The organism is Mycobacterium riyadhense (genome assembly GCF_963853645.1).
Lineage (GTDB): Bacteria > Actinomycetota > Actinomycetes > Mycobacteriales > Mycobacteriaceae > Mycobacterium > Mycobacterium riyadhense.
The window spans coordinates 2,486,249-2,508,456 of record NZ_OY970456.1 but is presented as its reverse complement, the minus strand read 5'-3'; the positions used below and the strand labels follow the sequence as shown (position 1 = coordinate 2,508,456).

The window sequence follows — 22,208 nt, the reverse complement described above, 5'->3', positions numbered from 1 at the left end:
TCTCGCTCATCAACGGCTTCGCAGCGATAGTTGTCTTGCACCGCCTAATGTTCGGCCAGTCGACATCAACACGGTGCTGCCCGGGCCAACGACGCCACGCGCGTGTCGGTGAATTGCGCACGCGGTCGATCCGAACGGAGCCGATCTCCGAGATGTGACCCTGCCCGACCGACGTGTGGTCTCCATGACTGAGGCCGGCGGTACCGGACCTTCCACCGGGCCAGTCGCGCGGGGCAACGTCGCCCGGGTCGGCGCGGCGACCGCAGTGACGGCTATCTGCAGCTACGCGCTCATCTATCTGGCAGCCCGTGACCTGCCCCCGGCTCGCTTTTCGGTATTCGCGGTGTTTTGGGGGGCGCTCGGTATGGCCACGGGCGCTGCCAGCGGCCTCCTCCAGGAAACCACCCGAGAGATCCGTTCGGCGCGCCACACCGAATCTGCCGCGGGCCACCATATCCATCCAGTGCGGGTGGCCGGGATGATCGGTGTCGTCGCAGCCGTCGTGATTGCGGCCAGCTCACCGCTGTGGAGCCGACAGCTATTCGTCGAGGCACGCTGGCTGTCCGTGTGGCTACTCAGCGTTGGGCTGGCTGGGTTTTGCGTGCAGGCGGCCCTCCTGGGCGCACTGGCCGGCGCCAACCGGTGGACTCAGTACGGGGCGCTTATGGTGACCGACCCCGTCATCCGGGTGACGGTCGCCGCGACGGTCGTTATCTTCGGATGGGGCCTGACCGGGTTCTTGTCGGCTGCCGCCGCGGGAGCAACGGCGTGGCTGCTGATGCTGATGGCCTCGCCCACGGCTCGCGTCGCGACCCGGCAATTGACGGACGGGGGAATCGCCAGGTTCCTACGCGGCGCCGCTCATTCGATCACCGCCTCCGGCGCCAGCGCGATCCTGGTGATGGGCTTCCCGGTGTTGCTGAAGGCAACCTCTGACCAGCTGGGGGCACAGGGTGGAGTGATCATCCTGGCGGTCACCTTGACCCGTGCGCCGCTGCTGCTCCCGCTGAGTGCGCTGCAGGGCAACCTGATCGCTCATTTCGTCGACGAGCGCACCGAACGGCTCCGGGCGCTGATCGCACCGGCGGTGTCCATCGGCGGAATCGGCGCGGTCGGACTGCTGGCCGCAGGACTTACCGGCCCCTGGTTGCTGCGTGTCGGATTCGGTCCCGACTACCGCGCCAGCGGGGCCTTACTGGCCGGGCTGACGGCGGGGGCCGTAGCCGTCGCCATGCTGGTGCTGACCGGTACGGCCGCGGTCGCGGCCGCACTGCACCGGGCGTATTCGCTGGGCTGGCTCGGCGCGACGCTGGCGTCGGCGTTGTTGCTGCTGCTGCCCATGGCGCTGCAGACGCGCACCGCGATCGCGTTGCTGTGCGGTCCACTGGTGGGAATCGCGATCCATTTGGTCGCGCTGGCGCGGGCACCCGACTAACCTGAGTTTGGACATTTGGCTTAGTACCCGGGTTTGAAGCCGAGGTCGGTGAGGATTTTGCGCTCGGCCTCGGGGATCGCTGGTGGGAAGGTCTGAGTGGCGCCGTTGATGGTGATGGTGGCGCTGCGTAGCGGGCGTAGTTGTTTGACGACTTTGGCGATGGATACCCCGGTGCGCGATTGGATGACGTGAGAGACGGCAAGGGCGGCAAAGACGAGGGTCAGGTGAGCTTCGATGGCATCGCGCATCCGGTTGAACATGGGCCGCGCTTCGAGGTCGCTCTTTGACATCCGAAAGGACTTCTCCACGTGCCACAGCTCGTGGTACTTCGCGATGACTTCGGTGGCTGGCATCACTGTGACCGGCACATTTGTCACATACCCTTTCAGACCTACGAGGGATTGAGCCCGGGCGAGGCTGGCCTCGTCGATGGTGCGGTCATCGCCGCGGACCGTCACAAATCGGGCGGCCTTGGCCTGCCTCGTGCCGTCGACGATGGCCCGGGCGCGGGCTTCCTGGGCGGCCAGGGTTTTCTGGTCGCGGCGGGCTCGCTTGGCCGAATACGCCCAGACTGCCCGCCAGGCGCCCGGATGAGCTTCGGGGTCCCAGACTGGTTCAGCGCGCTTGTTGCAGTCGTTGACAGTGTTGTTGCCGTGCCGTGGTGTGACGGTGTCGATGATCTGCCCGTCGGTGAAAACATCGCCGTTCCAATGGAAATAGGACTCCAGATCTCCAGGGGCTTTGGTCATCCGGGACCCGACGATGAACGACAACTCCAAATCGTCGAGGGCCTTGAGGTTTGTCGCAGAGAGCATCCCGGCGTCAGCAGCCACCACCATCGGAATGCCGGCCAGGCGGTGGCGTTCGACGAAGCTGCCGATGATCGGAACGATGGTGGTCGTCTCAGCGGTGTTGCCCTCGAAACAGCCGATCTCCAAAGGCATCCCCATGCGGTCCACCAGCAGTCCGACGACAATTTGCGGGTCGACGCGGCGGTCCTTGCTATATCCGACCCGTCGCAGCTCATCTTCGTGCTCGGCCTGAAAATGAAGCGTGGTCGTGTCATAGAGCAACAGCGACAGGCCACCGCAATCACGGGAGTGCTCAAAGCATTTCGCGGCGACCACATCCCGAGCGGGACCGGCATGGATGCTGCGGACGTGGCGGTCGATCGTCTTATATGACACCAGCGCTGCCCCGAGATCGGCCAGCACCCGCAACGCGTCGATCTTGCTGGTCGGCTCCACGATCCGGGCGATCACCAGATCCCGGAACACCACATCGCCGACTGCGTCGAAACCCAGCCAGTCATACACATGGGCGAGCACGTCATAAAGCAGCCGCGAGTTCGTGCCCAGCGTGCGACCTGGCGGCACCACGGGTGCGGGGGCTGTGGGCTTGGGCTGTTCTGCGATCAGCGACTGCGCCCGGAAGTCGGCCACATCGGCCACCGATTGGGCGCGGGCGGAGACTTCGAAATCCAGGGCGGCCTGGCCATCGAGGACCATCTGCTGGGCCGCATCGAGCAGAATGCCCAGCTCAGCATCGGTATGCGCTGAACCCAGATGCGCCAGGATCACTACCCGGCCAAGGTCCTTGTGCGCCACCTGCACCGCCACCGCACCCGAGGCAGTGCGCACCTTCCGCACGTACGCCACCGCACGAACCTACCCGGTTAGTACCCCGAAACACCCACCCTCGCGGCCAAAATGCCAGGTCAGGGAACTACGCAGCGTCAAAATCATCGGAGGTGTCCAAACTCAGGTGATGGGCTTCCCGGTGTTGCTGAAGGCAACCTCTGACCAGCTGGGGGCACAGGGTGGAGTGATCATCCTGGCGGTCACCTTGACCCGTGCGCCGCTGCTGCTCCCGCTGAGTGCGCTGCAGGGCAACCTGATCGCTCATTTCGTCGACGAGCGCACCGAACGGCTCCGGGCGCTGATCGCACCGGCGGTGTCCATCGGCGGAATCGGCGCGGTCGGACTGCTGGCCGCAGGACTTACCGGCCCCTGGTTGCTGCGTGTCGGATTCGGTCCCGACTACCGCGCCAGCGGGGCCTTACTGGCCGGGCTGACGGCGGGGGCCGTAGCCGTCGCCATGCTGGTGCTGACCGGTACGGCCGCGGTCGCGGCCGCACTGCACCGGGCGTATTCGCTGGGCTGGCTCGGCGCGACGCTGGCGTCGGCGTTGTTGCTGCTGCTGCCCATGGCGCTGCAGACGCGCACCGCGATCGCGTTGCTGTGCGGTCCACTGGTGGGAATCGCGATCCATTTGGTCGCGCTGGCGCGGGCACCCGACTAACCAGCGGTGCGCGTAATGGATCGACCCAGACCAGTCACCACCCATGACCGGTTACACGAAGTAGACCTGCCCGCCAGAAATCGCGGCTCCTTGATCTGCGCATGATTCTACCGTCACCAAGTCGAATCATCCCAGTTCACGGCACCATTCCGCGCTGACGGTAACGCATAGGACGGGACTCGACGAAAGCCCAAAACCGCCGCCGACGCCACTGAGCCCTCGGTATGATCCCCAGGAAGATACTTGACGGGGTGGATTGGTGGATTGGATCGGCGATGCGTCTCTCGATCGTAACGACTATGTACATGTCCGAGCCATATGTGCTCGAGTTCCACAGGCGAGCCCGCGCGGCGGCAGACAAGATCACGGACGACGTCGAGATCATCTTCGTGGATGACGGCTCTCCGGACGGATCACTCGATAAGGCGGTCTCGTTGCTCGCCAACGATCCCGGTGTCCGGGTTGTTGAGCTTTCGCGAAATTTCGGCCACCACAAGGCGATGATGACCGGCCTGGCGCAGGCTACGGGCGATCTCGTCTTTCTGATCGACTCAGACCTTGAGGAAGACCCCGCTCTCCTCGAATCATTCCACGAAAAGCTGGTATCGACGGGCGCCGACGTTGTCTTTGGTCGCCACGCGCACCGCCCCGGCGGCTGGTTGAGAAACTTTGGCCCGAAAATCCACTATCGCGCCTCGGCCCTGCTGTGCAACCCCCCGATTCACGAAAACACCCTCACGGTCCGGTTGATGAAAGCCGACTACGTACGCAGCTTGGTCCAGCACCAGGAGCGTGAACTTTCCATCGCCGGCCTGTGGCAGATCACTGGCTATAACCAGGTCCCCATGTTCGTAAACAAGGCGTGGAAAGGAACGACTACATATACGTTCAGACACAAGGTCGCGACGCTGGTTGACAATATCACTTCGTTTAGCAACAAACCCCTGGTCTTCATTTTCTATCTTGGTGCAGTGATTTTTATAGTTTCCAGCTCAGCCGCGGGATATCTTATTATCGATCGTATTTTCTTTCGCGCGTTGCAAGCGGGCTGGGCGTCCCTGATCGTGTCCATCTGGATGTTGGGGGGGATGACGATCTTCTGCATAGGTTTGATTGGAATCTACATTTCCAAGATCTTCATCGAAACCAAGCAGCGCCCATACACGATCGTCCGACGAACCTACGACGCGAAGTTCTCGCCCCAGGAGTCATCATCATCGTCCCGCGAGGCCGCATTCAGCGAAAAGTGAACAAAGAACTATGACTGCCGCCAAGTGCGAAATCGATTCTTCGCTCGACCAGGTGCAGGACGCTCTTCAATGCGTCGGGTACACAGTCGTAGAAGGTGTGCTTGATGAAGCGTTTCTGGCTGCGACACGTGATCACATGTATCACGTACAGGAACGGATTCTACGTGAGATCGGCCAAGAGCGGCTCTCGGCGGCCGGTGAACTCGGCGTTCTACGGCTCATGATGAAGTACGACCCTCATTTCTTTACTTTTCTTGAAATCCCCGAAGTTCTGGATGTCGTTGATCGCGTGCTGTCCGAAACGGCGATCCTACATCTACAAAATGGGTTTATTCTTCCGTCCTTTCGCCCCGTCTCCACGCCCGAAGTTTTTCAGAATGCATTTCACCAGGACTTTCCCAGAGTATTGTCGGGATACACAGCCTCCATCAATGTCATGTTCGCCATCGATCCCTTTACACGGGACACCGGCGCAACGCTCGTGGTGCCAGGAACGCATCAGCGCATGGGGGCGCCCGACAGTGCCTATCTCGCACGCAATGCCGTTCCAGTCGAATGCGCGGCGGGCTCAATGCTGGTTTTTGACTCCACGCTCTGGCATGCGGCAGGGCGGAATACCTCTGGCAAAGACCGCTTGGCAATTAACCATCAGTTCACGCGTTCATTTTTCAAGCAGCAGATCGACTACGTCCGTGCGCTGGGCGATACCGTGATCCTGGAGCGGCCGGCACGAACCCAGCAGCTCCTCGGGTGGTACACCCGCGTAGTGACCAGTCTGGATGAGTATTACCAGCCGCCGGATAAGCGGCTGTATCGGAAGGGGCAAGGCTAGTTGCCCATGCGCGAAGCAGTTTTGGACGAGTATTGATGGGCTGGCGAAAGCTCGGGAGGATTTTTGTTCCGTCTGGCGAACTCGACTGGTCACGAACTCATGCTGCGCTGCCGGTTTCTGAGTGGATCGAAGGTGACATTTTCCGCATCTATTTCAGCAGCCGCGATGATCAGAATCGTTCCAGCATCGGTTGCGTACTCGTGGATCTGTCCGCGGACGGCAAGGTTCTAGAGGTTTCGCCGGAGCCGATTTTACGCCCCGGTGCTCGCGGGATGTTTGACGATTGCGGGGTATCAATCGGGTCTATTGTGCGTGTCGGCGATACGCGGTTTCTGTACTACACGGGCTGGAATCTCGCTGTCACCGTGCCCTGGAAGAACACCATCGGTCTAGCGATAAGCGAAGCGGATGCACCATTCGAGCGATGGTCCGCATTCCCGGTCGTTGCCCTGGACGACTACGATCCATTCTCGCTTTCATACCCTTGGGTAATCCATGATGACGGGACATACCGTATGTGGTACGGCTCGAATCTGGACTGGGGGCAGGGTACCGACGAAATCCGCCACGTGATCAGGTATGCGCAATCCAGGGACGGTGTCCACTGGGAGAAACAGGATCGCGTGCACGTCGACACAAGCGGATGCGACAATACGGCCGCCTGTCGGCCCTGCGTCGTCCGCGATCCGGGACTCTACCGAATGTGGTTTTGCGCTCGCGGTACCCGATATCGCATTTATCGCGCCACCTCGGAAGATGGTTTGAACTGGGGACAACTCGGTAAAGACGATGGCATCGACGTTTCGCCCAACAGTTGGGACTCGGACATGATCGAATATCCTTGCGTTTTCGACCACGGTGGACAGCGTTTTTTGCTCTATTCGGGCGACGGCTACGGTCGCGCGGGTTTTGGCTTGGCGGTGCTGGAGAATTGATCGGTTGCGACTACCTGAAAGTGCGCTCGAACCAGCCACTTCTTATGTGGATAATTCTGCGGCGATGATGCGACTCTCTCGAACACATCCAAATTTCATGCCGCGGCGGTGATCGCTTCGCAGCGCGTTGTTTCGCGTTGTTTCCAAATGCGACGCCGGAGTCACGACCTACGCGGTAGTGCTCTTCCATCATCATGTCGTACCCGGCTGCGATGATGACGTCATGTCCTTGACCGCCTCGTCCGACGCCGCTGCGGTGCGTCCTGACCAGCGCCTTGAGGTGCTGTTCGAGGAGTTGGCGGAGTTGACCGGTCAGCGCAACGCGATTGATGGACGCATCGTGGAGATCGTGGCCGAGCTGGATCGCGACGAGCTGTGCGGCGCTACGGGTGCGCGGTCGGTGGCGGCGTTGGTGGCCTGGAAGATCGGCTAATCATCGGCGAACGCCCACACGATCACGACCGTGGCTCGCCGGCGTGAGGAGTTTCCGCGCCCGAGTTGGGTCATTCGGCTTAGTACTGCAGCCGTAGATAGGGATTGCTGATGCTGGCGTGTCTGCGCTGGTAGGCGCGGTGACCGCGGCATTGTTCGGAGTTTGTGACAACTTCTCAATATGCCGCGGTCGCCGCGGCTCATAGCGTAGACCCTGATCGGTGGCAGTCGGAGTTCTCGGCGGTGCTGGATCGGATCGCGCCGCGTTTCGCCCGGTACGAACCGTTGCGCCGTGCCGGTGAACTCATGGCCGGGATGGTCTCGGGCTTGGACCGCAAGAATTGCTGGACGATCGCCGAGCACCGCGGTGATACCACCCCCGATGGGTTGCAGCATCTGTTGGCACGGGCCAGCTGGGACGCCGACGATGTCCGCGACGATCTGCGCGATTACGTCGTCGATGCGTTCGGTGACCCGGGTGCGATCTTGGTGGTCGACGAGACCGGTGACGTCAAGAAGGGCGTGCACAGCGTCGGGGTGCAGCGCCAGTACAGCGGTACCGCGGGCCGCGTCGAGAACTCCCAGGTGGCGGTGTATCTGACGTATGCGGCCCCGCGTGGGCACGCGCTGATCGACCGGGCTCTGTACCTTCCGCGCAGCTGGGCCGACGACCATGAACGCTGCGCCGATGCCGGAATCCCCGCCAACAAGCGGGGTTTCGCGACCAAACCAACGCTGGCGGCAACACTGATCGAGCGCGCGGTGGCCGCCCGAGTACCCGCGGGGTGGGTGGCCGGCGACGAAGTCTATGGAGCCGACCCACGACTGCGCGCAGCCATTCGAGGCCACCGACTGGGCTACGTGATGGCGGTTGCGGCCAACCGGCGCGTGCCCACCCATGCCGGCCCGATCCGCGTCGATGCGCTGCCCGCGCTGATCCCGGCACATGCCTGGCAGAAACACTCCGCCGGCGCCGGCGCGCACGGGCCACGGCTGTACTCCTGGGCATGGTTTCGGTTGCTGGCCGAAGACGACACCGACACCGGGTACCATCATTTGCTGATCCGCCGCAACGATGCCACCGGCGAGCATGCCTACCTGCGCTGCTACAGCCCCCGACCCGTTCCGCTGCGCACCCTGGTCACCATCGCCGGTCAGCGCTGGCGCATCGAGGAATCGTTCCAAGCCGCCAAAGGACTGGTCGGACTGGATCAGCACCAGGTGCGGCGCTGGCGCTCCTGGCACCGCTGGACCACCCTGGCCATGCTCGCCCATGCCTTCCTGGCCGTAGCCACAGCGATCGAACGCGATACCGCACCCACCCCCGAGGGCCTGATCGCCTTGACCGTCAACGAGTTTCGACGCCTCTTCGACGCACTGCTGCTCGTCACCCACCGCACCCTAACAAGCCTGCTGGCCTGGTCACGATGGCGAAGACGACACCAATACCGAGCCCGACAATCCCACTACCGACGCCGCGAACACCAATGATCTCGATCTACGGCTGCAGTATTAGTGCCTTGGGTCCGGGGCTTTCAAGCTGTTTAGGATGGTCTTGACCTCGGGTTGCAGGGCGGGCGCGAAGGTGGCGATGACGCCGTTGATGTCGACGGTGGCTGAGCGCAGGGGTTTGAGGGTGCGCAGGAACCGCCGCAGTGGGAGCCCGGTTCGGGTCTGGACTTCGCGGCTGAGGACCAGTGCGGTGAACACGATGGTCAGGTGGGCCTCGATGGCATCACGGGTGCGGGCGAACATGGGCCTGGCGGCAAGGTCGGATTTCGACATCCGGAAGGACTGCTCGACGCGCCACAGGTCGTGATAGCTGGCAATGACCTCGGTCGCGGGCATGAGCGCGGCTTCGATGTTGGTGACATAGCCTTTGAGTCCGACGAGCCGTCGTGCCCGCTGCAGTGACGCCGTATCGAGTTCTTGCGCGCCGTTGCGGGTTTTGACGAATCGCGGTATGCGGGCGGTCTTGTCGCCAGCGACGACCGCGCGGGCTTTGTGCTCCTGCAGGTTCAGCGTCTTGTTGTCCCGCACAGCCCTTCTGACCGAATACGCCCACACAGCCCGCCACGACCTGGTGTGGGTGGCCGGGTTCCAGACGGGTTCGGCCTTAACCTTCGGGTCACTGGTTTTGGCGGGTGTGCCGCGCTGATCGCGTGGGGTAACGGTGTCGATGATCTGGCCATCGGTGAATACTGTTCCGTGCCAATGGAAGTGGGAGGCCAGATCGTTGGGAGCCTTGGTGACCCGCGATCCGACGACAAACCGCAACCCGGCGGCGTCGAGGTCGCGCAGGTTCGCCGCGGAGAGCATGCCGGCATCAGCGACGACGACCATCTCGGTGATGTCATGACGCTGCTGGAACGCTTTGACGATCGGCACGATCGTCAAAGTCTCGGCCTTATTGCCCTCAAAGCAGCCGATCTCCAACGGAAACCCGCACCGGTCGACCAGCAGACCCACCACGATCTGCGGGTCAACCCGGCGTTCCTTGGAGTTATGCCGATGTCGGCATAACTCCAATTATCCCGAGGCTGCGATTATGCCGAGTCCCGGGCAGCTGCGGTGGTGTTCGCGCTGTTCGGTAAGGGTTCCAGGGGCGGCTCGCGCGGCATAATCGGCCCGCGAAAAGTTGTGGTGTGTCTTCCTGATGGTGCATTGCGTTGCCCATCAGGAGGAGGAGTCATGGACCCCACACGCAGCTTCGATGCCGGTGATCGTGCCGCGCCGGTAGTTGATTTGCTCATCGAGTACGGGCGCTGGCTGGATCATCAGCGTGGATTGGCGCCGACAACGGTTGTCAATTACAGGAAGGAGGTTGCGCAGTTTCTCAAGGCATTGCCACAGTCCGCCGAGGCCTCGGTGGGTCTTTTGGATGCCGGCATGGTCACTGCGTTCATGGTCGAATTTTGCAGGGAACGGAATACGAATTCGGCCAAGTCGATGGCGCGGTCGGTCCGCTCGTTTCTGCGATTCGCCCACGCCACAGGCCGCATATCGGCGGATCTGTCGGGGGCGGTTCCGGTTCCGGCGGCCTGGCATTTGGCGTCGCTTCCCAAGGCGGTGCCGGCGGCAGATCTTGAGCATCTGTTGGATGTCGCAGCGCGGCACTGCTGGACTGCCACCGATCGGCGCGATTATGCGATCTTGCTGCTGTTGGCCCGACTCGGGCTCCGCAGAGGCGAGATCGCAGCTCTTGGTCTCGACGATATCGACTGGCGGGCAGGAGAACTCACCATCGTCGGCAAAGGTAACCACGTCGAGCGTTTACCTCTGCCGGCTGAACCTGGTGAGGCGATCGCGGCGTGGCTAGTCGATGGCAGGCCGGCATGCACGACGCGGTCGGTGTTCACCACCGTCAAGCCGGCGGGGCGTCCGATATCGCCCGGAGCGATCGCGCATCTGGTGGCTGCGGCGTGCCAAGACGCGGGGCTAGAGCGGATCAACGCGCACCGTTTCCGTCACACGCTGGCAACGGAGATGCTGCGCTCTGGGGCCTCACTGCCGGAGGTGAGTCAGGTGCTGCGCCACCGCAGTGCGCGCTCGACCGCGATTTACGCCAAAGTTGATGACGTCGCACTGCGGCCCTTGGCCCGGCCCTGGCCGACAATCACAGCGAAGACAGACCCCGACGCTGGCCGGGCACTGGCGCGCCCGTGGCCGGGGGCACGGTCATGAACACGCTGCGTGAGAACGTCACTGATTACCTCGCCACCCGCAGGGCGCTGGGATTCAAACTCGAAGGCCTGAGCAAGCTGCTGCTGAGCTTCGTCGCGTTCTGCGAGCAACGGGGAGCCACCCGGGTCAACCACGACCTCGTGATCCAATGGGCCACAACCCAGATGAAGGTTCCGGTTAGTGAAGCGCTAGTAGCTCGCCGGTTGGATGCGGTGCGGATCTTCGCCCGATACCAGCATGCGTTGGACCCCGCCACGCAGATCCCGGCCGAAGAACTCCGCCCTCGGCGCTACCGGCCAAAACAGCCAAATGTGCTCAACCAGAACGACATCTGCGCACTGCTGGCCGCGACAAGCATTCTGGAGCCTGCGTTCAAGGCGTTGACGTGGCGAATATTGATCGGTCTGCTGACCGCCACCGGGCTACGCCCCGGCGAAGCGTGCCGGCTGGCCGTCAGCGACATCAACCTGGCTAGCGGAATGATCCAGATTCTGGAGACGAAGTTCGGCAAGTCCCGGCTGGTGTTTATCCATCCGAGCACCGTCACCGTGATCGCTGATTACCTGCAAGCCCGCCAAGCATGGGTTGGGGCCAGCACGCACGCCAGCTCAACGGTTTTCCTCAACGCCCGGCGTGGACCGCTATGCCCGGACCGGCTCAACGGCACCTTCCGAGAGATCGTCACCGCCGCCGGGTTGACCACCGCGCCGGGTCACCGGCCAGTCCGTCTGCACGATCTGCGCCATACCTTCGCCGTGACCACAATGATCGACTGGTACCGCGAGGGTCAGGACGTTCAAGCGCGGCTGCCACTGCTGTCAACCTGGCTCGGCCATGTCGATCCCGCCTCGACCTACTGGTATCTGCACGCAGTGCCCGAACTGCTCGCCCTTGCCGCCGACCGCCTCGACAACGACGCCGAAGCCCCTGTCACGGAGCCGGCGCCATGACCGCGCCGACGCTGAGCTCGCTGCTGCAAGGGTTCTTCACCGATCGGTTGCGAAGTCACCTGCAGGCCAGTTCGCAAACGGTCGCGGCCTACCGGGACACCTTCAAGCTTCTGCTGATCTTCGCCGCCGGCCAGACAAAGAGATCCCCGGCGCAGCTGACATTCGATGACTTCGACGCCACGATGATCGGCGCCTTCTTGAATTACCTTGAAACCGAACGCCACAACAGCACCGCGACCCGCAACGCACGGCTGGCCGCGATCCACTCGTTCTACCGCTATGCGCTGCCACTGATCCCAGACCGCGCTGACACGGCCAGCCAGATCTTGGCGATCCCGCAACGCCGCCATGACCACGCGACTGTGTCGTATCTGACCAGCACCGAGACCGAGGCCCTACTGGCCACGCCAGACCGCACCACCTGGTACGGACGCCGCGACCACGCCCTGCTGCTCACCGCCGTCACGACCGGTCTTCGCGTCTCGGAGATCACCACGCTGACCATCAGCGACATCGCCACCATGACACCAGGACCAGCCGTTCATACCACCGGAAAGGGCCGAAAGGAACGCAGCACACCGCTGACCAAGCCCACCGCAGCCGTCCTACGGGCCTGGCTGCCAGAGGCCGGCACTGCCGCCAGCAGTCCAGCCTTTCCAACGCAACGTAAGACACCGATGTCGGCAGACGCCGTTCAACGTCTCGTCGCCAAACACGCTGCCGCAGCGGCGATTACCTGCCCATCGATCGCGGCCAAACGCGTCACTCCACACACGCTGCGCCACACCGCGGCGATGGCGCTGCTACACGCCGGCATCGACACTTCGGTGATCGCCCTGTGGCTGGGCCACGAAAGCCCACTCACAACCCACATCTATCTGCACGCCGACATGACCATCAAAGAACGTGCGCTCAACCGCGTCACCGGGCCGAACACCACCCCCGGCCGCTACCGACCAGCCGACGATCTCCTCAACTTTCTCGAACACCTATGACGACCAACATCAGAGAGCCCGATTATGCCGCGCGAGCCGCCCCTGGAACCCTTACCGAACAGCGCGAACACCACCGCAGCTGCCCGGGACTCGGCATAATCGCAGCCTCGGGATAATTGGAGTAGCCGACCTTGCGCAGCTCGTCTTCGTTGTCCGCCTCGAAGTACAGGGTCGTGACGTCGTAGGCCACCAGGCTCACATCGCCAGCGGTGCGCACATAGGCAAAGCATGCAGCGGCGATCTGATCGCGGTAGCCACCCGCGCATGCACGACGCAGGGTGCGTTTGCGCGTCGACAGCGATGCCGAGGTGCGGCCCAGCTCGGCCAGGACTCGATCGACATCCAACAGGCTGGTCGGCTCCACCACCCGGGTGATCACCAGATCACAGAACACCTCATCACCGACCGCTTCGAAACCCAAGCTGGCGTACACCCCGGCCAGGGTGTCGTAGAGCAGCCCGCTGCAGCTCTTGAGCACCTGCGGGCGAGCCACCAACTGCCGGGGCGAGGGTCCGCCGGCCGCCTCGGCGAACAGCCCTGCGGCCGGCGGTGGCACCATCTCCACTTGGATCGCTTTCGGGGTGATACCCAGCTCCAGCTCGCCCTGGGCGTCATCAGCCAACAGCCGCCGTGCCTCCTCGATGAGCAGACCCAGCTCGGCTTCATCGCGGGCAGAGCCCACATGACGAACGATCCGGCGCCGGCCGCCCACCGATTCCGCGATCTGGACCGCGGTCGCACCCGAGGCCGTGCGCACCCGCCGAATCCAGACCATCCCCGCGAGCCTACCGACACAAATTAGTGCCTAGGATGTGCACTAAGCCCAACCATCACCCCAGGTCAACGCACTGCAGGATTCGGAAATCGACAGAAGTGACCCAAGTCAGATGTGGTCGTGGCGCAAAGGTCCGCGTTCGATCGAGCATCTTGGTTCGGCCCACGACGAGGTGGAGTTGGTGGCCTTGAAGGCAGCTGCGGCTGAGCGGTTGGACGCTGGGCAGACGGAGCTGGATCTGGGGATCTGTGGCAGCTTGGAGCCGGGCACGTTGCCGATCCCGTCCTCGCAGATGACCCACCTCTGGCAGGCGCTGCGGGTCGCGTACCGGGTCTTGGGTTTCGAGGCAGCTACCCAGGGCGACAATGTGTTTCGTGATTTGGTGCTCGCGCGGATCATCGAGCCGAGCAGCAAGATCGACGCCGAGCGGGTGTTGAACGAAGTCGGGGTCGCTGCCGCGTCGTATGCCACGGTCAAGCGCCGGCTGCGTGGTTATGCCCAAAAGGAATGGCGGTCGTCGCTGGCTGCGGCCTGTGCGGCACATGCGGGGTTGGGGCCGGCCAGCCTGGTGCTCTTCGACGTCTCGACGTTGTACTTCGAGACCGATACCGGCGACGGCTTCCGTGAGTCTGGATTTTCCAATTATCCCGAGGCTGCGATTATGCCGAGTCCCGGGCAGCTGCGGTGGTGTTCGCGCTGTTCGGTAAGGGTTCCAGGGGCGGCTCGCGCGGCATAATCGGCCCGCGAAAAGTTGTGGTGTGTCTTCCTGATGGTGCATTGCGTTGCCCATCAGGAGGAGGAGTCATGGACCCCACACGCAGCTTCGATGCCGGTGATCGTGCCGCGCCGGTAGTTGATTTGCTCATCGAGTACGGGCGCTGGCTGGATCATCAGCGTGGATTGGCGCCGACAACGGTTGTCAATTACAGGAAGGAGGTTGCGCAGTTTCTCAAGGCATTGCCACAGTCCGCCGAGGCCTCGGTGGGTCTTTTGGATGCCGGCATGGTCACTGCGTTCATGGTCGAATTTTGCAGGGAACGGAATACGAATTCGGCCAAGTCGATGGCGCGGTCGGTCCGCTCGTTTCTGCGATTCGCCCACGCCACAGGCCGCATATCGGCGGATCTGTCGGGGGCGGTTCCGGTTCCGGCGGCCTGGCATTTGGCGTCGCTTCCCAAGGCGGTGCCGGCGGCAGATCTTGAGCATCTGTTGGATGTCGCAGCGCGGCACTGCTGGACTGCCACCGATCGGCGCGATTATGCGATCTTGCTGCTGTTGGCCCGACTCGGGCTCCGCAGAGGCGAGATCGCAGCTCTTGGTCTCGACGATATCGACTGGCGGGCAGGAGAACTCACCATCGTCGGCAAAGGTAACCACGTCGAGCGTTTACCTCTGCCGGCTGAACCTGGTGAGGCGATCGCGGCGTGGCTAGTCGATGGCAGGCCGGCATGCACGACGCGGTCGGTGTTCACCACCGTCAAGCCGGCGGGGCGTCCGATATCGCCCGGAGCGATCGCGCATCTGGTGGCTGCGGCGTGCCAAGACGCGGGGCTAGAGCGGATCAACGCGCACCGTTTCCGTCACACGCTGGCAACGGAGATGCTGCGCTCTGGGGCCTCACTGCCGGAGGTGAGTCAGGTGCTGCGCCACCGCAGTGCGCGCTCGACCGCGATTTACGCCAAAGTTGATGACGTCGCACTGCGGCCCTTGGCCCGGCCCTGGCCGACAATCACAGCGAAGACAGACCCCGACGCTGGCCGGGCACTGGCGCGCCCGTGGCCGGGGGCACGGTCATGAACACGCTGCGTGAGAACGTCACTGATTACCTCGCCACCCGCAGGGCGCTGGGATTCAAACTCGAAGGCCTGAGCAAGCTGCTGCTGAGCTTCGTCGCGTTCTGCGAGCAACGGGGAGCCACCCGGGTCAACCACGACCTCGTGATCCAATGGGCCACAACCCAGATGAAGGTTCCGGTTAGTGAAGCGCTAGTAGCTCGCCGGTTGGATGCGGTGCGGATCTTCGCCCGATACCAGCATGCGTTGGACCCCGCCACGCAGATCCCGGCCGAAGAACTCCGCCCTCGGCGCTACCGGCCAAAACAGCCAAATGTGCTCAACCAGAACGACATCTGCGCACTGCTGGCCGCGACAAGCATTCTGGAGCCTGCGTTCAAGGCGTTGACGTGGCGAATATTGATCGGTCTGCTGACCGCCACCGGGCTACGCCCCGGCGAAGCGTGCCGGCTGGCCGTCAGCGACATCAACCTGGCTAGCGGAATGATCCAGATTCTGGAGACGAAGTTCGGCAAGTCCCGGCTGGTGTTTATCCATCCGAGCACCGTCACCGTGATCGCTGATTACCTGCAAGCCCGCCAAGCATGGGTTGGGGCCAGCACGCACGCCAGCTCAACGGTTTTCCTCAACGCCCGGCGTGGACCGCTATGCCCGGACCGGCTCAACGGCACCTTCCGAGAGATCGTCACCGCCGCCGGGTTGACCACCGCGCCGGGTCACCGGCCAGTCCGTCTGCACGATCTGCGCCATACCTTCGCCGTGACCACAATGATCGACTGGTACCGCGAGGGTCAGGACGTTCAAGCGCGGCTGCCACTGCTGTCAACCTGGCTCGGCCATGTCGATCCCGCCTCGACCTACTGGTATCTGCACGCAGTGCCCGAACTGCTCGCCCTTGCCGCCGACCGCCTCGACAACGACGCCGAAGCCCCTGTCACGGAGCCGGCGCCATGACCGCGCCGACGCTGAGCTCGCTGCTGCAAGGGTTCTTCACCGATCGGTTGCGAAGTCACCTGCAGGCCAGTTCGCAAACGGTCGCGGCCTACCGGGACACCTTCAAGCTTCTGCTGATCTTCGCCGCCGGCCAGACAAAGAGATCCCCGGCGCAGCTGACATTCGATGACTTCGACGCCACGATGATCGGCGCCTTCTTGAATTACCTTGAAACCGAACGCCACAACAGCACCGCGACCCGCAACGCACGGCTGGCCGCGATCCACTCGTTCTACCGCTATGCGCTGCCACTGATCCCAGACCGCGCTGACACGGCCAGCCAGATCTTGGCGATCCCGCAACGCCGCCATGACCACGCGACTGTGTCGTATCTGACCAGCACCGAGACCGAGGCCCTACTGGCCACGCCAGACCGCACCACCTGGTACGGACGCCGCGACCACGCCCTGCTGCTCACCGCCGTCACGACCGGTCTTCGCGTCTCGGAGATCACCACGCTGACCATCAGCGACATCGCCACCATGACACCAGGACCAGCCGTTCATACCACCGGAAAGGGCCGAAAGGAACGCAGCACACCGCTGACCAAGCCCACCGCAGCCGTCCTACGGGCCTGGCTGCCAGAGGCCGGCACTGCCGCCAGCAGTCCAGCCTTTCCAACGCAACGTAAGACACCGATGTCGGCAGACGCCGTTCAACGTCTCGTCGCCAAACACGCTGCCGCAGCGGCGATTACCTGCCCATCGATCGCGGCCAAACGCGTCACTCCACACACGCTGCGCCACACCGCGGCGATGGCGCTGCTACACGCCGGCATCGACACTTCGGTGATCGCCCTGTGGCTGGGCCACGAAAGCCCACTCACAACCCACATCTATCTGCACGCCGACATGACCATCAAAGAACGTGCGCTCAACCGCGTCACCGGGCCGAACACCACCCCCGGCCGCTACCGACCAGCCGACGATCTCCTCAACTTTCTCGAACACCTATGACGACCAACATCAGAGAGCCCGATTATGCCGCGCGAGCCGCCCCTGGAACCCTTACCGAACAGCGCGAACACCACCGCAGCTGCCCGGGACTCGGCATAATCGCAGCCTCGGGATAATTGGAGTTATGCCGATGTCGGCATAACTCCAAGGAACGCAGGCTGGAACCGCAGATCACCCTGGGGCTGCTCACCGACGCGGCCGGGTTCCCGCTGACTGTGCAGGCGTTCGAGGGCAACAAGGCCGAGAGCGCCACGATGTTGCCGGTCATCAACGCTTTCAAGGCCGCCCATCACCTCAGCGATGTCACCGTGGTCGCCGATGCCGGCATGATTTCTGAGGCCAACCAGATCGCCCTGCAAGCCGCCGGGCTCTCGTTCATTTTGGGGACCCGTATCCCGCAGCTGCCAGATCTGGTCCGCCGATGGCGTGATACCCACCCTGAACAGGCGATTCCCGACGGTTTGACACACACCCAGCCCTGGCCATCCAGCAGCAGCGAGAAGGCCCGTGGGATCCCCAATCGGGTCATCCACTACCAGTACCGCCACGACCGGGCCCGCAGAACGTTGCTTGGGATCTACGAGCAAGTCCGCAAGGCCGAACGTGCCGTCGACGGGCACGCTCCGGTCAAACGTAACCGCTACATCCAGCTGTCGGGCGCGACCAAGACCGTCAACCGCACGCTGGCGACTAAGACCCGCGCGTTGGCCGACTGGAAGGGATACACCACCAACTTGGTCGACCAACCCGCAACATTCGTCATTGACGCCTACCACCAGCTCTGCCACATCGACAAGGCCTTCCGCATGTCCAAGCCTGCAAGCCCGACCGGCCTATCACCGCCTGCGTGAATCGATCGAGGCGCACCTGAGCATCGTGGTCACCGCGATGGCCGTCAGCCACTACATCGAGCATCAAACCGGTTGGAGCATCAAAAAATTCGTGCGTACCGCACGCCGCTACCGCACCGTCAAGATCAAAGCCAACCGACAAATCCTCACCGCCGCCGACCCGCTACCCGACGATCTGCACGAAGCCATCGCCAATATCGGCGGTCAAACTTGAACACTAGGTTGAGCCAACTCGGGGTTCTCGATACGAGCAGCCACCACATCGTGAAAGTCAAGGCCGACAATCAAACCCGCATCGCCGTCGACCCGACACTCGAGGACTCCGCAGCGCCGTGATCAAGATCCGCCCGACATGCGCGCTGAAGCGAGCCAAGTCGAGTTCCTACTGGCTCGCTTTCACGCGCGGTGACGTCAGGATGCGCGTGAGCGCCTCGACCACGCGGTCCTGATCCGCCTGTTGAAGACCAACCCACATGGGCAGACGGATCAGCCGGCAGGACAAGTCGTTGGTGACGATCAGCTCACCATTGGCGCGGCCGTAGCGACGACCGGCGGGCGAATCGTGAAGGGGCACGTAATGAAAGACGGCATCTATGCCTTCCCCCGCCAGTGCCTCCAGTACCTCCGCCCGATCTGCACCAGGCGCTAGCAACACGTAGTACATGTGGGCGTTGTGAAAGCAGCCCTCAGGGATGATCGGACGACGTAGCAGCCCCCGCCGTTCCAATGATTCGAAACTTTCGTGGTAGTGGTCCCATAAGTCCAATCTGAAGCGCGTGATCCGTTCGGCATCTTCGAACTGAGCCCATAGAAAGGCCGCTACCAATTCGCTCGGCAAATAAGAAGAGCCTTTGTCCTGCCACGTGTATTTGTCAACCTCTTTACGGAGGAAGCGGCTGCGGTTGGTCCCCTTCTCCCTCAGGATCTCTGACCGGAGCACGAAGTTTTCCGAGTTGACGAGCAAGGCTCCGCCTTCGCCTGAAATCACGTTCTTGGTTTCGTGAAATGAGAGAGCTCCGAGATCGCCGATGCTGCCGAGTGCCCGCCCGCGATACGACGCCATGGCGCCCTGCGCTGCGTCTTCGACCACGGCTAGGTGGTAGCGCGTGGCGATCTCCATGATCGCGTCCATTTCGCAGGCGACGCCGGCGTAGTGAACTGGGACGATGGCTTTGGTTCGCGGGGTGATGGCTTCTTCGATGCGGGTTTCATCAATGTTGAGTGTGTCGGGTCGGATATCAACAAAGACTGGCACGCCGCCGCGCAACACAAAGGCGTTGGCCGTGGAGACGAAAGTGTATGACGGCAGAATGATTTCATCCCCCGCCTCGATCTCCAGAAGCAGCGCCATCATCTCCAGCGCCGCGGTGCATGAGGGGGTGAGCAGCGCCTTGCGACAACCGGTCTGCTGTTCGAGCCAGCCATGGATGCGTCGGGTGAAGGAACCATCGCCGGCGAGATGGCCGCAAGAGTGGGCTTCGGCGATGTAGGTGAGCTCCCGTCCGGTCATGTAAGGCCGATTGAACGGAACTCTAGACTCCGACATTCTGCGCCAACTCTCAAATCACCGAACGGGGTCCAAAGGCTGGCGATCGGGGCCAATCACGAGAATTCTTATTGCGGCCGACAGATCCCTGACTTCTTCCACTACCTCAGCAAACCTTCACTATTCCTTCATATCTTTCGCAACCCCGCGCTCGGCACGGGACGGCGCTCTGTCTTGGATCCGATGTAGACACCATCTGCGTCAGCATCGCCGAGCAACAGGGCACCCGCTCCAACCACACACCTTGAACCGATGGTGATATGGTCACGCAGCGTCGCATTGACCCCAATGAAACATTGTTCCTCAATCATCACGCCGCCGGATACGACGATATGAGAAGCTAGGAAACAGTGGTCGCGAATCGTCGAATGGTGACCGATGTGATTTCCGCTCCACAATGTGACGTTGTCACCGATAGTTACGAATGGCTGAATCGTGTTGTCTTCAAGCAAGAAGACGTTTTCTCCGATCCGCCCGTCGTTCAATACGGTGGCATGAGAGCTCACATAGCTGGCGAGTTCATAGCCGAGAGCCTTGGCGGCAAGATATTTTTCCCTCCGCACTCCGTTCAGTTTGGCGTAGGCCAGCGCCACGAACATTGCGTGAGATTCCGGAGGATAGTGCTGTGCGACCTCATCAAAGGGCACCAATGGTACGCCACAAAACTCGGACGCGCTTACATAGTCTCGGTCGACGGTGAAGGCAACGACCTCATAACCCGAATCCGTCGTGAAGTAGTAATGGGCAAGTTGAGCGATATCGCCGCTCCCAAAAATCACCAGCGGTTTTGTCATGGTGCCTTCCTAACCAGAATTGTGAATTCATACAGTCCGTAGTCGTGAAGGAGTGCAACGCTCTTAGAGTACCGACGCTTGCAGAGATCGAATAGTGCGCATGGGTCAGCATAGTACAGTTCGTCGCGCATCTTCGACGCGTCAGAATAAGATGTCAGGCAGTTGAAAGAGAAGCCACGGCGACTCGCGGCATCCAGCAGGTCGAGCGTCGCCTCGATATAGTCTTGCCACTCCGCGTCTGACCGTTCCAGACGAACATTGAATATCCCGCTCGCGACGCTATAGTCCGCCTCTTGAGTTAGGCGCGTGCCGCATTTGAAGTCGGCGTCTTCTCGGCCTTCGAAGCGTAGTGCGGCTGCGCGTGCCATTTCGGGGGAGACGTCGATGCCGGTGTAGTCAGCTTCGAATCCACGCGCATCGAGGTAGTCCAGCAGAGCTCCGTAGCCACAGCCCAGGTCGTTTATCGAGAAACGGCCTGCAGCATCGACAATGCGCAGTAGCTGGTCGAAGCGCAGCGCCTGCCCGGCCTCGCCATTCCAATCGACGCCACGCGCGGTGGTCCCGTGTTCTTCGAGTTTCGATGCGTAGTAACGAGCCACATCACCAAGCATGGTCGTTGTGTTATCCGCCATGAACCTGCCTCACGATTGTGTGGGGTCGGTGCTTGGGTTCTCGACACTACCTTCGCTAGAGACACGCCGACGACGCGAGAGACAAAGACCCATCAACCCGCCGGTGTGGGGTGCCGAACAATGAAGCGTGGCGACGACGGACAATTTCACCGGCGGCAATATCTCAAATAGTCCGGAGCCTCGGCTCCCACGTTGAAGAGTAGATCCAGAATCGACACGGCCGGCTCGAACCCTCCCCACAATTGGCTATAATCGCGGTAACCGTCATAATCGAACCAAGTTACCCGGGTTCCGATTTCGTCGAACACGCGCTCATCGACATACGAACGAGCTGAGGGGCCAGAGACATATTCTGTCGCCTCGGCCTGTTGGCAGAGGTTGGCCAGCCTCTCGGTCTTGCCCTCGGCCAATTCGTAGTCCCACGAATTTGTCAGGCGCGTACCTATTCCGAGATAGCCGCAAATCGCCTCCAATAGACGGCGGTTGAGCGAGGAGAGATTCGCGTGCTGTCCTTCAATGTAAATGGGCTCCAGCCAGTTAGCGATTTCCGCAAAATACGGGGCGGCACTATAGTTGAATTCTAGTGACCGCCAGTGCGCTTTGGCCCAATCAGTTCCGTCAATCATCGTTTCACGAATCTTCTGATGGAAACGTCCTTTCACCTGCACAGGAACAGTTATCCACTGCAGCCCCTGGCTCGTCTTGATCCGATTTCTGTTCCGCCAGTCACGCTTTGTATATTGCATGTCATCATAGATTATGAATTCATCGACGAATGCGATCAGATCAAAATATCCCCGCCAGGGGACATAGTTTGATTGAACGATCGCGACTCTCTTCAACGAAATATCTCCAAATTGGAACAAGAAATATAATGCGCCCACGACATCCCACCCAGAGCGAGTTCAATCGATTCCGCGAGATATTCAACACCGTCGCGGACACGGCCAGGATAGGCGCCGACACAGAAGGTCCGGTTCATAATGACGTCGCATCACCCCGTACGCGACATTTGCACACGCTCATACAGGGACCCGGAACGGTCAGGTTGCTG

At 62.0% G+C, this 22,208-nt stretch carries 15 protein-coding genes and 7 pseudogenes; 15 read left to right on the top strand and 7 right to left on the bottom strand.

Going from position 1 to position 22,208, the window contains the following annotated elements; all coding sequences use genetic code 11:
• Positions 1-184: 184 nt before the first annotated feature.
• Positions 185-1,435, top strand: a complete 1,251-nt coding sequence (locus tag AADZ78_RS11480) for a hypothetical protein (RefSeq protein WP_204903419.1) — start codon at positions 185-187, stop codon at positions 1,433-1,435.
• A gap of 20 nt (positions 1,436-1,455) precedes the next feature.
• Here the strand turns inward: AADZ78_RS11480 and AADZ78_RS11475 are convergent, their stop codons facing one another.
• A complete protein-coding gene (locus tag AADZ78_RS11475; RefSeq protein ID WP_085248516.1) occupies positions 1,456-3,093 on the bottom strand; it encodes an IS1634 family transposase in 1,638 nt (545 codons plus the stop codon).
• A 103-nt stretch (positions 3,094-3,196) separates the two neighbouring features.
• Between AADZ78_RS11475 and AADZ78_RS11470 the strand changes: the two are divergent.
• The 6 genes and pseudogenes from AADZ78_RS11470 to AADZ78_RS11445 form a co-directional block, all read left to right on the top strand.
• A pseudogene (locus AADZ78_RS11470) lies at positions 3,197-3,736 on the top strand (hypothetical protein); the annotation flags it as partial.
• 275 nt (positions 3,737-4,011) lie between these two features.
• Positions 4,012-4,953: pseudogene (locus AADZ78_RS11465) on the top strand (glycosyltransferase family 2 protein); the annotation flags it as partial.
• 43 nt (positions 4,954-4,996) lie between these two features.
• Positions 4,997-5,818: a phytanoyl-CoA dioxygenase family protein gene (locus AADZ78_RS11460; RefSeq protein ID WP_085252285.1), complete on the top strand. Its 822-nt coding sequence runs from the start codon at positions 4,997-4,999 to the stop codon at positions 5,816-5,818.
• 35 nt (positions 5,819-5,853) lie between these two features.
• Positions 5,854-6,753 (top strand): hypothetical protein, encoded by a 900-nt coding sequence (locus AADZ78_RS11455; protein WP_085252284.1) that lies wholly within the window; start codon positions 5,854-5,856, stop codon positions 6,751-6,753.
• A gap of 223 nt (positions 6,754-6,976) precedes the next feature.
• Positions 6,977-7,288, top strand: a pseudogene (locus tag AADZ78_RS11450) (DUF222 domain-containing protein); the annotation flags it as partial.
• A gap of 143 nt (positions 7,289-7,431) precedes the next feature.
• Positions 7,432-8,676: an IS701 family transposase gene (locus AADZ78_RS11445; RefSeq protein WP_085251499.1), complete on the top strand. Its 1,245-nt coding sequence runs from the start codon at positions 7,432-7,434 to the stop codon at positions 8,674-8,676.
• Positions 8,677-8,697: 21 nt separating this feature from the next.
• On the opposite strand, the pseudogene AADZ78_RS11440 reads toward AADZ78_RS11445, so the two are convergent.
• A pseudogene (locus tag AADZ78_RS11440) lies at positions 8,698-9,687 on the bottom strand (IS1634 family transposase); the annotation flags it as partial.
• A gap of 189 nt (positions 9,688-9,876) precedes the next feature.
• Here AADZ78_RS11440 and AADZ78_RS11435 point away from each other — a divergent pair.
• Genes AADZ78_RS11435 through AADZ78_RS11425 form a run of 3 tightly spaced genes read left to right on the top strand, consistent with a single transcriptional unit; the run spans position 9,877 to position 12,814 of the window.
• The gene (locus tag AADZ78_RS11435) at positions 9,877-10,869 is read left to right on the top strand and encodes a tyrosine-type recombinase/integrase (RefSeq protein WP_085251881.1); all 993 of its coding nucleotides are present in this window, start codon (positions 9,877-9,879) and stop codon (positions 10,867-10,869) included.
• Entirely contained in the window at positions 10,866-11,819 is a 954-nt protein-coding gene (locus AADZ78_RS11430; protein ID WP_204080055.1) for a tyrosine-type recombinase/integrase, read from the top strand. The genes AADZ78_RS11435 and AADZ78_RS11430 overlap by 4 nt, the downstream gene beginning before the upstream one ends.
• Positions 11,816-12,814, top strand: coding sequence for a tyrosine-type recombinase/integrase (locus AADZ78_RS11425; RefSeq protein WP_085251883.1), 999 nt, complete (start codon positions 11,816-11,818; stop codon positions 12,812-12,814). The genes AADZ78_RS11430 and AADZ78_RS11425 overlap by 4 nt, the downstream gene beginning before the upstream one ends.
• Positions 12,815-12,932: 118 nt before the next feature.
• On the opposite strand, the pseudogene AADZ78_RS11420 reads toward AADZ78_RS11425, so the two are convergent.
• Positions 12,933-13,589, bottom strand: a pseudogene (locus AADZ78_RS11420) (IS1634 family transposase); the annotation flags it as partial.
• 112 nt (positions 13,590-13,701) lie between these two features.
• On the opposite strand from AADZ78_RS11420, the pseudogene AADZ78_RS11415 reads away from it, so the two are divergent.
• The 5 genes and pseudogenes from AADZ78_RS11415 to AADZ78_RS11395 form a co-directional block, all read left to right on the top strand.
• A pseudogene (locus tag AADZ78_RS11415) lies at positions 13,702-14,229 on the top strand (IS1634 family transposase); the annotation flags it as partial.
• A 164-nt stretch (positions 14,230-14,393) separates the two neighbouring features.
• Positions 14,394-15,386, top strand: coding sequence for a tyrosine-type recombinase/integrase (locus tag AADZ78_RS11410; RefSeq protein ID WP_085251881.1), 993 nt, complete (start codon positions 14,394-14,396; stop codon positions 15,384-15,386).
• Complete coding sequence (locus AADZ78_RS11405; protein ID WP_204080055.1) at positions 15,383-16,336, top strand: tyrosine-type recombinase/integrase; 954 nt, start codon at positions 15,383-15,385, stop codon at positions 16,334-16,336. The genes AADZ78_RS11410 and AADZ78_RS11405 overlap by 4 nt, the downstream gene beginning before the upstream one ends.
• Positions 16,333-17,331, top strand: a complete 999-nt coding sequence (locus tag AADZ78_RS11400; RefSeq protein WP_085251883.1) for a tyrosine-type recombinase/integrase — start codon at positions 16,333-16,335, stop codon at positions 17,329-17,331. Before AADZ78_RS11405 ends, AADZ78_RS11400 begins: the two co-directional genes overlap by 4 nt.
• A 143-nt stretch (positions 17,332-17,474) precedes the next feature.
• Positions 17,475-18,396, top strand: a pseudogene (locus AADZ78_RS11395) (IS1634 family transposase); the annotation flags it as partial.
• Between the two features lie 168 nt (positions 18,397-18,564).
• Here the strand turns inward: AADZ78_RS11395 and rffA are convergent.
• From rffA to AADZ78_RS11375, 4 genes are all read right to left on the bottom strand, one after another.
• Positions 18,565-19,728, bottom strand: a complete 1,164-nt coding sequence (gene rffA, locus AADZ78_RS11390; protein WP_085252224.1) for a dTDP-4-amino-4,6-dideoxygalactose transaminase — start codon at positions 19,726-19,728, stop codon at positions 18,565-18,567.
• 128 nt (positions 19,729-19,856) lie between these two features.
• The gene (locus AADZ78_RS11385; RefSeq protein ID WP_085252223.1) at positions 19,857-20,522 is read right to left on the bottom strand and encodes an acetyltransferase; all 666 of its coding nucleotides are present in this window, start codon (positions 20,520-20,522) and stop codon (positions 19,857-19,859) included.
• Entirely contained in the window at positions 20,519-21,154 is a 636-nt protein-coding gene (locus AADZ78_RS11380; RefSeq protein WP_239656750.1) for a class I SAM-dependent methyltransferase, read from the bottom strand. The genes AADZ78_RS11385 and AADZ78_RS11380 overlap by 4 nt, the downstream gene beginning before the upstream one ends.
• A 146-nt stretch (positions 21,155-21,300) precedes the next feature.
• The gene (locus AADZ78_RS11375) at positions 21,301-21,996 is read right to left on the bottom strand and encodes a WbqC family protein (RefSeq protein ID WP_085252236.1); all 696 of its coding nucleotides are present in this window, start codon (positions 21,994-21,996) and stop codon (positions 21,301-21,303) included.
• Between the last annotated feature and the right edge of the window lie 212 nt (positions 21,997-22,208).